At 32.1% G+C, this 14,003-nt stretch carries 2 protein-coding genes; both read left to right on the top strand.

What is annotated here, in order from left to right; translation table 11 throughout:
- The first annotated feature begins 169 nt into the window (after window positions 1-169).
- Window positions 170-13,501 (top strand): fibronectin type III domain-containing protein, encoded by a 13,332-nt coding sequence (locus BUA73_RS05000; protein WP_143146974.1) that lies wholly within the window; start codon window positions 170-172, stop codon window positions 13,499-13,501.
- Window positions 13,502-13,933, top strand: a complete 432-nt coding sequence (locus BUA73_RS04995; protein WP_072903047.1) for an FAD-binding oxidoreductase — start codon at window positions 13,502-13,504, stop codon at window positions 13,931-13,933. It abuts the gene before it with no gap.
- The last annotated feature ends 70 nt before the right edge of the window (window positions 13,934-14,003 follow it).

The raw sequence follows: 14,003 nt of genomic DNA, 5'->3' as shown, positions 1-14,003 counted from the left end.
TCACCCTCTTATAATAATTTTAAAAATATTAGTCAAAATTGAATTAACCAAAATAAAACGAATATTGACAATATATTCATGGAAATATATAATGATTATTGATAAAATATTAAATTAATTACAATTATATCACAGTACAAAACTGGATACAAGAAAAGGGGGAAAATAAGTGAACGAAAAATGTAAAACAATATCGAAACGTTTGGTAGTCTATTTTACACTTCCAATTATATCTATTGTGTATTTATGGGTGGGATGTTCTATGAGTGTTATGGCATCAGAAGTATCGAATGAAGACATAATGCAAATAGTACAAGAAGATAAAAAAGAAATAACGATTCCTACTGGACTAAAAGTAGATAGGGTAACAGAAGGTACAGTAGAGTTGTCATGGCAGTATATAGTAAATAATGAAGAAATACTTGAATACACTATTTATAGGGATGGAATTAAAGTTGGTAATACTTATGAAAACAAGTACGTAGATAAACAATTAACCGGCTCAACATCATATAAATACACAATTACTTCAAAGATAGCATATGGGCATCAAAATGAATCAGGGCATAGTGTTGAAGTTATTGCTACAACTAATGAAGATCTCGATTTACCGACAGTGCCAACTAATGTTACCACATGCCATTATAAGTATGGTATGGAATGTGGAACTAAAATTACATGGCATAAATCTCAGGACAAATGTGGTATAAAACGATATGAAATTTATAGAGATGGAAAGTTCATTCAAGCAGTTTTACCAGAAAAAAATTTCAATGAAGATATGATGTATATAGATACGGAATGTATTGGGGGGACACATGATTATAAAGTTAGGGCATGTGACACTTCAGAAAATTTTTCAGAGTTTAGTGAATTTAGTAGGTTAGAAGATGACTATACTGATAAACTTATGAATGCAAAATTGGTAGATTTGAATTATGGATTTTACGGAGACATAGAGTCCGATTCAGATATTGATTGTTTTAAATTCAAGGTTAGTAAGACAGACATATATTCTATAAACATGGGAGGAAAAATATCTTGTTGGGTAGGTTTGTATAATGACAAAGGAGAATCTATTAGTAATGCTGATAATTCTGGTAATGTATATGATGTAAATAAGAAAATAGGTTTTAGAATAGTAAAGAAATTAGAAGAAGGAAAAGAATATTATATTGCTGTTTATTCTTCTAATTATAATGAAACAGGAAGATATAATTTGATATTAAAATCTACATTATCGCCTAATGTTCCTCAAAATTTACAAGCTAATAATATAACGGAAAAATCAGTAGAATTGACATGGAAATATATTAATAGTAGTGACAAAAATTTAAAATACAATATATATAGAAATGGTGTATTAATTGCTAAGACTGAAAAAAATAATTATAAAGATGATCATCTCGACGGAGAAACTGAATATTTATATACAGTAAAATCTAATATTTTGGGAGTGGAATCAAAATATAGCAATGAAATAAAAATAAAGACTAAAATAGATAATATTAAACCAGAAAAGCAAAGCTCAATTTATCTTGAAGGTGATGGTCAAGGAATACGATTGACATGGCAAAGGTTTGAGGATAATTGCAATATAAAATCATATCAAGTATATAAAAACAGTGATTTGATTTATGAAGGAAATAATTGTGAATATATTGATAACGCTTTTATGAAAGGTAAAATCTTATATAAAGTGCGTGCATGTGATACTTCAGGAAATTATTCGGAATTTACAGAACTTATGGTAGAAGATGATTATGGAAATAATGCAGAAACAGCACAAAATATTAATAATATTGCAGAGATAAATGGAAATATAAACTATAAATCCGATAAAGATTATTTCACATTCCAAGTCAAAACAAATGGCAAATATTACATAACAAGTGAATGTGCGGAAAATATCAGATTTGATTTAAGCATATATGATTCAGATAATACGTATTTAGGACAAAATGATTCAAAAATTCAATTACAACAAGGGAAAATATACTATTTAAGTATAGAAGGAGAATATTGGTCAGAACTTGGAGAATACTCAATAAAGATAGTTCCAACTGAGACATTTATAGATTCTCCTAAAGATCTTATTATATCTAATGTAAATGCCGGAACAATAAACTTAGCTTGGAAAGCATTAGATAATTGTGATGGGATTGAATATAAAATATATAGAAATGGTCTTTATATTGCAAAAACTAAGGAAACTAAATATGAAGATAAAAAGTTAACTGGAAATACAGAATATAGTTATAGTGTAACCGCAAATAAGTTAGATTCAGAATCAGAAAAAAGTAATTTAGCTAGTGCAGTCACTTATAAGGATCTTATACCTCCTAAACCATCTATGGATATACAGTTTTCTGTAGACAATAACCAAAAGGATATATTAAATATTAATTGGAAATCATTTGAAGATGAATGTAAAATTGCAAAATATGAAATATATAAAGATGGCATAATGATTGGCATAACAAATAAAAATTACTACTATGATTATGATTTTAAAGGAAGATCACATTCATATAAATTAAGAGCTTGTGATACATCTGGAAATTGGTCAGAATTTAGTAAAGAATGTATTTTTGAAGATGATTTTCCAAATGAAATGGAGTATGGAACTAAAATTGAGATAAATTCAAAAATAATAGTTAGAACTAATTACGAGGGTGATGAAGACTGGCTAACAATACAAGTTCCTAAAACTGACAAGTACTGTTTACAAAGTTTTCCTAGCTTTTGGGATACTATTACACATGTGAGTGTTTTAAATTCACAAGGAGATATTATAAAGCGTGAAAAAGGAAAAGACTATAGTTGGAATGAATGGAGTGTAAATATAAGTGATGTATATTTATTAGAAGCAAATATGACGTATCATTTATTGGTAAAATCATGGGCGCCTCGTAGTTATCCTATGGGTTGTGAAATAGTGATATCATCCTTAATTGGTTCACCTATTAATTTAATAGTAAAGGCTAATGAAAATTTATCAGCTATATTAAAATGGGATCCTGCAGTTAATAATACCGGAAGAAATATTGAGTACAGAATTTATTGCGATGGTAAATTACTTAATAGTACTACTGATGCAGAATATATACACAGCAATCTAGATAAAAATAAAATGTATAGATATAAGGTAACTACATGGGATCCTGAATATAAATATGAATCAGAGGATGGAGAATCTGTAATATTTACTTTAAACGAAGATAAGTCATTAAATAAACCATTAAATCTGAAAATCTCTGGTAGTGATACAGGAGTTGAAGTTTCTTGGCAAAATCCATTGCAATCTTCGGTTATAAAAGAATATGAAATATACAGAGATGGAATAAAAATAGGAGTATGTAAATCAAATTATTATGATAGACTTTCATATAAAGATACTGAATTTAGTGCATTGCAAAAGCACGTATATAAAGTAAGAGGATGTGATATATGTGGAAATTATTCGGGTTTCTCAGATGAAATTGCAATAGAAGATGATTTTGAAAATACACTTACTTTAGCTAAAAGTGTGAAATTAGATAATCAAATAAGAGTTAAAATTGATTACGAAAATGATTATGATTGTTTTTCGTTCCAAGTAGATAAATCAGGGATGTATTCTATTATATGCAATAATGCTTGTTTAACTTTATGTGATGAAAATTTAAGATATTTGAATTCAGGCTTTTATGGTAGAATATCGCAAATCTTAGAAAAAGGTAAAACTTATTTTTTAAGTACGAATATTAGCAATGTAGGAGAATATTTTATAAATGTAATTTATCCGCCAGAGCCTCCAAGAGAATTAGTGGCTGAAGCGGTAAATGTAAGTTCAATTAAACTCACATGGAAGGCATCGACAAGTAATGATAAAGATTTACAATACAAAATTTATCGAGATGGTATTTATATTGCATCATCAAAAGAATTAGTGTATTTAGATGATAATTTAAGTGGAGCAACAATATATAGATATACAGTAACATCAGAAATTAGTGGGGCTGAATCACAAAAAAGCAATTGGGCTGAAGTTACTACAATGATAGATAATATACAGCCATCAGCACCACAAAATGTATCAACTACTAGCTGTGAAGGTAATGGCATTAAATTTCAATGGAAACCATCTGTAGATGATTCTATCGTTGAGTTATATGAGGTATATAGGGATGGAATAGTTATTGGAACAACTAGGGAAGCTGTATTCAAGGATTATAATTTTACAGCAGGAGAACACGTATACAAAATAAGAGCCTGTGATACGTCGAAAAATTGGTCTGACTTTAGCCAAGAACTAAAAATTACAGATGATTATGGAAATTATCAAAGTGATGCAACTCTAATAGATATATCTAAACAATTGAAGGGTAATATAGATTATGCTTATGATATAGACTATTTTAAATTTAAAGTGGATAAATCTGGGGATTACGCTGTAATACAGAACGAGGGTTATGGATCGAATATTATGTTAGTGATTGAACCAACGAATTATTGGGATGAATCAGGCAGTAGTATTAAGAAGTATTTATCCAAAGATAAAGTTTATTATTTAAAGTGTATAGGAGATAGTTCCAAAGGAGCATACAGTATAAGAATAATAGAACCACCATTAGTTCCACAAGGATTAAAGGTAACTGGTACCACAGCAGGTACAGTTAGTTTATCATGGAATGATGAACAGAATCATGATGAAAATTTAATGTACAATATATACAGAAATGGTAAATATGTTAGCAGAGTGAAAGATACAAAATTTACAGATATATATTTACAAGGTAATACAACTTATCAATACAGAGTTACTGCGTATATTTTAGGAGCTGAATCTGAAAACAGCAATGAGGTTAGTGCTATAACTATAGTAGATACTGAAAAACCTGATAATGTAAAAGATTTACGTGTTTATATTAAAACCGGCTCATCAGTGGTTTTAAGGTGGACGGCTCCCCATGACAATGTGGGTGCTACAAGGTATGAAATTTATAGAGATGGTCAGAAAGTTGGGGAATCACAGTGGCTAGAATATACTGATAAGGATTTAGTTGAAAAAGTGAAATATTCATATACAATAAAAGCTTTCGACACAGCAGGTAATAGCTCGGAACAGAGTAATGTTGTAGAAGCAATTCCACTTATGCCTCATATAACAAGGACAACTCCGAGTAGTGATATGAATGTAGGTGGTTATCAGAAGCTAGAGCTATATTTTTTAAACACAGGGAATACAGAAGATGCATACGCTACCGTGGAATACTTAAAAAATGATAATGAATGGGTACTTTTAAAAAAAGAGGAACGTTCATATGAACAAGATGAAAATGAAAGTTGTTTTTCATTTTATGTGGACTTAGGTGAATTTAAAGATGGCAGTTACAAGTTTAGATATACTATGTACGATGCTGCTGATAATGTAAGTCAAGAAATCGTAAATTATATAGTGGACAGTATAGCACCAGATATAGTGGAGAATATAAAAGTGGAGAGTGATTCTGGAAATATTTTATTAACATGGGATGAATGTAAAAGTTCAGATTTTAAGGAATACAGAATCTATAGAAAATCTGAAGAAGACGAGAAATTTTCTTTCATAAAGAATATATGTGATAAGCATATATGTTCATATATTGATCCTAACGTAGTAGAAGGTAAAACATATTTATACAAGTTAATAGCAGTAGATGTTTTTGAAAATGAAAGTGTGGATTCAGAGATAGTTACTGTAAAAGCAGTGAAAGACTCTATTCCTCCTATTATTCTTGGAATAGAACCAGATGACAATGAAAACATAGGTAAAAATGCCACTATAATTGTAAGAGCAGAAGATAATACAAAAGTGCAAAAGATAAAATTACAGTATTCTATTTTGGAAAATATATGGAATGATATAGGCATTATAGAGACAGAAGGCGAGGCCAAATTTACATGGGATACTAGCAATATCAATGGAAAGGTGAAAGTGAGGGCTATTGCAATAGATAAATGTGGCAACGAAAGCGATGGCAATCCAATACGAACGTATATTATAGATAATGAAGGGCCAGATAAAGTAATTGGATTAGATTATGTACCATATAGCAATAGTATATTGCTTAAATGGAAAAATGTAAACAATAAGGACTTCTCATATTTCCAAGTGGAACGTAAGGATGGTAAAGATGGGAAATACAAGGTTATAGGTAAAATATATGATACGTTGGGAATGAATGTGACAGGTCTTAATGAGAAAACCGCATATTGGTTTAGAGTAATTGCATATGATATTTTCGGTAATAGGGGAATAGAATCGGATGAGATCATGGCAACTACTGGAAATGATATTACAGCTCCAGTTATAACTTCATTGCAGCCATCGCCAGGGTATTATAGTAAGGTAATACCTCTAAAAATAGGTGCAAAAGACGATATTGCAATAAAGAGTATTAAGATTGAAATTTCAACGGATGAAAAGACTTGGACAGAGGTTGCAAAAATTGATGTAAAGAGTGATGATAAGAAAAATGTAAATGTGTCCTATGATTTAGATATTTCTTCAAAAGAAGAAGGTGCGATATATATACGAGCTATAGCGGAGGATGATGCGGGACATAGTAGCAATGCTTCAAATACAGCACCATATGTTGAATACAGAGTAGATCACACTGCACCGTCACAACCTAAAGGATTAAAAACTAACCATAATAGTGGGTATATTCTTCTTGAATGGGATGAAGGAAAAGAAGAAGATTTAAAAGGATACAACGTATACAGAAGTATATCTGAGAATGGAGTTTACGAAATTATAGCTGAAAATGTACCAATGATTGCATACAGAGATAGAAATACGGAACCAGGTACAAATTACTACTACAAAATTGCAGCAGTTGATGCAGCTGGCAATACAAGTTTAAAAAGTAATACGGTATATGGAAGTATGCCAAAGGATGAGGAAATTCCAGAGGTTTTAAGTGTAACAATTAATGATGGTGACACATTAGGTGCTAACCCTGACATAAGTATTCAAGCTTGGGACAACTATAAATTATCAGAAATAGTTGTTGAATACATGAGAGAAAATCAATGGATTTTAATGGATAAACAAGTTGCTGATAATTATAGTTATGTGGCAAAGGTAAAATGGGATACAACTGCATTGCAGGATGGAGCATATAAAATAAGGATTATAGTAAAAGATGCATCTGGCAATGAAAGTAAGCCTAAAGTTATATCATGTAATTTAAATTTAAATGCTCCTAAAACTCCTATATTAAAGGTTAAGCCGTCTGGGTGGTCCTGTGATTTGAGCTGGGAATGTACTACTGAAGATGACTTTAACATTTTTAAAGTATATAGGAGTTTGAAACCAAATGAAGGATATGAAGTGGTTTATACTACCAAAGGGAAAGTATACAAAGATAATAAATTACTTCCAGGCAGAAATTATTATTATAAAATCGAAGCCTTAGACATATATAATAATTCAAGTTTTAGTGAAGTAGTATATACTATGCCAGAAGAAAATGATTCATATGCACCTACAATTGAAAAATTTGAAGATATGGTAGGTATTAGTGAACATGAAGTGCAATTTGATGGCAGTATAGCAAAGGATAATGATAAAATTGTAAAATACCAATGGAATTTTGGAGATGGAAGTAATTCAAACTTAGCTCAACCAAGACACGTATACAACAAGTCAGGAGAGTATGAGGTTACTTTGTCAGTATTCGATGCTGCAGGGAATATAGCTTCTAGCAAGGCAAAAATTCAAATACATCCTAAGGAAATATCAGGTGACATTAAAATTAGAATTGTAGATAAAAGTAGTGGAGCAGCAATTTCAGGTGCTAGTGTTATAGTGCAGTATTCCGATGGTAAACAACAAAGATATGTATCGGACTCTTTAGGTCATGTAAACATTGTTGCACCAGAAGGTAAGCATGTTATATTAGCATACAAGCATGATTTTAAACCAGCATATAAAGATTGTATAGTTGAAAAAGGAAGTAGGCAGGATGTTATAATTGCTGTTGAAAGAGGAGCAATCATAAATGGAAGAATTGATGTGAGAAGAATGGAATTAGATGAAATAATTGATGCAGGAATAAATATCAATTCTTCGGATAACCAATGGGTATACTCCTATGAAATTCATTTAGGCTTCAATAAACAGCCATTACCACCTATATATATAAATGGAAAAGGTGCTGTTTTAAATAAGAAAAACGAATGGAACAAAGTTACCGTGGAGGGTCATGATTATAGTGTAGGAATAAGACCTATATCTCATGCAAATCATCCAGAAGTAGCTCCAGCAATTTCTTATCTTGTGATACCTTCAGAAGTATCATGGTTGAAAGAATTTTTCAATGTTAGCTTAAATATAATCAATCAAGCTGATGAACCATTTACAATATCAGATTCAGTAGCTCAGTTATTTGTACCTGATGGGTTAAGTATTATGAATAGTACAGTGCCAGAAGACAGTGATATTAAAGGTGGAGAAACAAAGCAATATGAATGGATAATAAGAGGTGACAAAGAAGGGACATATGATATTGAAGCACGATTTGACGGAGTACTTCAACCCTTCGGAGAGCCAGTAAGTACAATTTTTAAGAACTCAGAACCTATAAAAGTATATGGAGACGATGGATTAGAAGTTTTAATTGAAGCTGAAGATTGGGCATTTATGGGCAAAGACTATAAAGTATATATAACATTAAAGAATACTTCAGATCGAAATATAAACAATGTATCTATATCAATAAAAGAAGGTTCAAATTATATAATAGCTGGGGCAAGTGAAAGAAAAATTAATGTTCCAGTTTTAGAAACTGGCGAGGAAGTAACTCTTCCTGTCATATTGGTACCACAATTTAGCGATGTAGAAGATGTAAAGATAGAGGATAGCTTTAGGTTGGATTTAAGTAAATCCTTTATAATAAACACATCACAAGATGGTATAGACATTCCAACAACTATAACAACTATAGAAAGCGAACGCAAGAGATATTATCAAAAAGTCATAGATTTATCATTGGTAGCAGATCCGATTGATACGGCGACGGGAGCACATATTATAGAAAAGAGACCTTTATCTATAAATGGTGATAGTAATCTAAATTTTGATATAAAATATAACTCAGGCATTCTTGATATTAGCACCATGGGAAAAGGTTGGACTCATGATTTTGAAAAAAAGATAGAAGTAACTGAAAGTGGCAATATTATAGTTCACTGGAGTGCAAGCTTTTGCGAGACATATTATAAGACTCAAGAAGGCAAGTATATTCCAATAGAACCAACTCAGTCAAGAGGAATAAAGGTTATTAGAAAAGAAAATGGCGCATTTGAACTAGAACTTAAAGACAATAGCACATACGTCTTTGATAATGGTGGTAAACTTATAAGAGTTCAAAGTAGAATAGGTAAAATTTTATCTTTGGAATATGACAATCTTGGAAGGCTTATTAAACTATTGGATGAGGACACAACACAAAGTCTAAAGTTTGAGTATAATAATGAGAATTTCATCGTAAAAGTCAGCGATAAATCAAATAGAGCTGCGTTGTTTGAATATGATGAAAACAAAAACCTTATCAAAATCATTACACCAGATGGAAAAGTGACTGAATACACATATGATGATAATGGACATGTTGTAAGAGGTAAAAATGAATTAGGAACTATATTTACCAATATATATGATAATAGGGGAAGGGTAATTTCTCAAGATGATGGAGTAGAAAGCAACGAGCTTACAACTTTTAAGTACAGCAGTGATTCTGAAAAACTTACAACAGAAATTAAAGATAGAAATGGTAATGTAAAGAAATATATCTTTGATAGAAAATATAATATTATACAGATTACAGATGAAACTGGTAACGTTACAAAGTACGAATATGATGTTGATGGAAATAAGACAAAATGTATAAATGCACAGGGGAATGCAGTAAGTTATACCTATGATAAATTAGGCAATGTTACAAGCATTACGGATGCAGATGGAAGTAAAACAGCTTACACTTATGACAATAAAGGAAATCTAATAACTATAGAAAGTCCATCAGGCATAAAGCTTAACAATTCCTATAATGATAACAATCTTCCATTAAATATCATGGACAAAAATGGCAACCTCACAACCTATCTTTATGATGAAAAAGGACATGCTATAAGTAAAACAGTACAAGGAGTTGGTACTACAGGATTCACATACGAGAATGGAATGCTTATAGCTAGTTCGGACTATATGAAAAATATTTCTAAGTTGGAATATGATGAAGTTGGAAGGTTGGCTGCTACTGTAGATAGGGAAGGTAATACCATAAGATTTCAGTATGATGTGATGAATAATCTAATAAGTGTTACAGATGCATTGGGAAATACAACAAGCTACACTTATGATATGAATAGGAACAAGCTTACTAAAACTGATGCCAATGGAAATACAACAACTTATAGCTACAATGGTAATAAAAAGCTGACAAAAGTAATTGATCCATTGGGCAAAGAGACATGCTATAAATATGATGGTGAGGATAGAATAGCAGAGGTGACATTAGGCGGTGTTATAGTTAGTGAATTTGTGTACGATAAAGCAGGAAGAGTAGTAGAGGAAAAAGATGGTGAAGGAAATACCACATCATATATTTACGATTCAAATGGCAGAGTTATATGCAAAACAAGTCCTTCAGGTGGGAAAATTACTTATACCTATACACCTAATGGAAAAATAAAAACCGTGATGGACAGCAATAACAATTCGTTTATATACGATTATGATATTGAAGGAAGAATGATAGCCTCAACAGATGTTAATGGAAATAAAACTGAATATAGTTATGATAATGCTGGTAACCTTATTAGCAGTAAGGATGCATTAGGAAATATTGTGACGTATACGTATGATGTTAGAGGTAATAAGCTTACATCAACAGATGCAAAGGGTAATACTACATCATACAGTTATGATGCTAATGGCAACTTAATTTTAGTAATAGATGCATTGGGCAATAAGACAGGATATGAATACGACAGAGAAGGGAAACTCGTAACTATTACAAATGCAAAGAATGGCAGAACTACATTTACGTATGATGCTAATGGAAGAGTAATTTCAGCAACTGATGAGGATGGAAGGACTGTTACTACTGAATATGATAATCTTGGAAATATTATTTGCAAAAAGGACAATTCTGGAACAAAGATGTTTGAATCAATTTATGATGCCCTGGGAAATATCATAAAGAATACAGATGCCCTTGGAAATAGCACCACTAACAATTATGACAATCTTGGAAGACTTATAGAAATAGTTGACAAAATGGGAAGAACTACAAAGCTAAATTATGATAATGATAACAGACTTATAGAAGTTACAGATCCACTTAAAGGTGTAACAAAGCAGAGTTACAATGCAGATGGAAATGTTAAGACCATGACAGATGCCAATAATAATAGTACGACTTTTGATTATGATTTAGCTGGAAATCTCATCCGAGAGACAACAGCCATGGGCAGCCAGGTAAGCTATGGCTACAACAGCAGAAATCTTTTATCGGAGATGATAAATGGAAGAGGACAGAATATATCCTATGAGTACGATGCCCTTGGAAGAATAATAAAAACCATATTCCCAGAAGGTGTTGTGAGTTATAGCTATGATGTCAACGGAAACATAACGGAAGTAACAGATAAAAATGGCACCATAAAAAGAGAGTACGATGCTTTGAACAGAGTAACAAAGTATATTGATGCTAGAGGAAAGGTTATAAGCTACGAGTACGATGAATTAGGAAATCTCATAAACATAATGTATCCAGATGGCAAAAAGGTATATTATGAATATAGTGCAGGTGGAAAATTAGAAAAGGTAACTGACTGGGCTAAGAGAGAAACAAAGTATAAGTACGATGCCAATGGCAGATTAACAAAGACAACAAGAGCTAATGGCACAGTAGAGACTCTTACCTACGATGCAGCAGGTCAAATAACTGAGATAGTAGATGTAGATAAAGATGGAAACATAATAAATAGATACACCTTCCAGTATGATGCCAATGGAAATGTGATAAAAGAGGATAAGGGCACATCAAGTTCAGTGCCATATATACCAGATGACGTCACCATGACCTATGACAGCAATAACAGGCTTATAACATGCAATGGCAAGAAAATACAGTATGATGCAGATGGAAACATGATAACAGTGCCTTTGAATGGAGAAATGGTACAGTGCACATATGATTCCAGAAACCGTCTTATAAAAGCAGGAAATACCACATACGTGTACGATGCAGAAAATAATAGAATAGCCATAGTGGAAAATGGACAAGAAACCTATTATACTGTAAATGTACTTGGAAAACTAAGTCAGGTACTTGTAAGAACAGATGCTAATGGAAACGACACATACTATGTATATGGACTAGGCTTGATAGCTCAAGAAGACAGCTATGGCAATTACAGAACATATCATTATGACAGAAGAGGAAGCACCACAGCAATAACCGGCGAAGAAGGAAAAATAACCGACCGTATAGAATATGGACCATATGGAGAACTTCTAAGGAAAACAGGAATTACAGATACACCATTCCTATACAACGGAAGATACGGAGTAATGACAGACAGCAACGGATTGTACTACATGAGAGCAAGATATTACAATCCGGACATTAAGAGATTCGTAAACCAGGACGTAGTATTAGGAAGTATAGCAAGCAGTGTAACCATGAACAGATATGCTTATGCCAATGGCAACCCAATATCTAACATAGATCCGTTTGGATTAAGTGCAGATGGAGATGGTATCATCCATGGTATACTAGATGTTTTAGGTATGGCACCAGTTGTAGGAAATTTATTTGATGCTATAAATACAGGTTATTACTTCTTGCAGGGTGATTTAACTAATGCAGCGTTATCCAGCATATCCTTTATACCATTTGGAGACATTGTAGGTAAAGGGACAAAGTGGGGAAAAGAATTTCTAGGGATAGGAACAAAGTATGCAGATGACGTGATAGATGCAGGAAGAAATGTGTCAAGGTATGCAGATGATGTAGTAGATGCAGGAGACGGATTGTTTAGATATTCGGATGATGCAGCGGAGATGGTTAATAAGGGGGCGACTGGAGCTGAATCTATATTTAAAGATAAAATCAGTATAGATGGTGTTAAAAACAATCTAGATATGTTCAGAGGAAAGTCTGTTGATGAGATAGCAGAAGCAATGAGAAAAAGTGGGTACGATGTGACTGTTGAAGCATCAACAAGGTCAAGCTCAGGAGCAATGATAATTAGAGTAAATAATGCTTCAGAGAATGCTGGTAGAAACATACAGATGCTGCAAGTATCTCCTGGTGGCGGAAGACATGGAGAATTGCCATATATTAAAATTAGTACAACTTCACAAGATGTTGGAAAAATAAAAATTGTTAATGGGACTGAAGACTTATATAAAGCAAGTGGTGAAAAAAATGTTACAGTAATTTTTACAGGAGGGAAATAAATGATTGATATAAATGAACCAATTATTCCATACCAAGGCATTGGAGGAATAAAGCTTTATAGCACCATTAGGGAACTAAAACCGTTATTAGAGGATAGAAAAGTTAAAGCTCAGATATTAAATAATCTGTGGATTAGATATGAAATAGCAGATTCTCTATATTTATTCTTTAATTTAGTAAATGGTAAGCTCTTTAAAATAACAACGCTTAATGGTTACAAAGGGTTGTTGTGGGGGAAAATTGGTGTTGGAATGAAAGCTCAGGATTTCATGAAAATTGAGCCATCATTTAACTATGATGATTTTGAGGAAGTGTATGAATCCAGTAAAGGGGTGTTCATTGAAACTGATGCTGTTGAAGATACAGCAATATGGATATCAGTATATGTTAAGGAGATGGATGAACCTAACTTTAATGAAGGTAATTGGTGAAGGTAAAAATCTACTGCATAATTCAAAAATACTTACTGCATAAAACATACTTACAAGGAATCGTAATAGA

The organism is Hathewaya proteolytica DSM 3090 (assembly GCF_900142225.1).
Classification (GTDB): domain Bacteria; phylum Bacillota; class Clostridia; order Clostridiales; family Clostridiaceae; genus Hathewaya; species Hathewaya proteolytica.
Note: the sequence above shows the minus strand (reverse complement) of the source record. Positions and strands in the feature narration are given on the sequence as shown.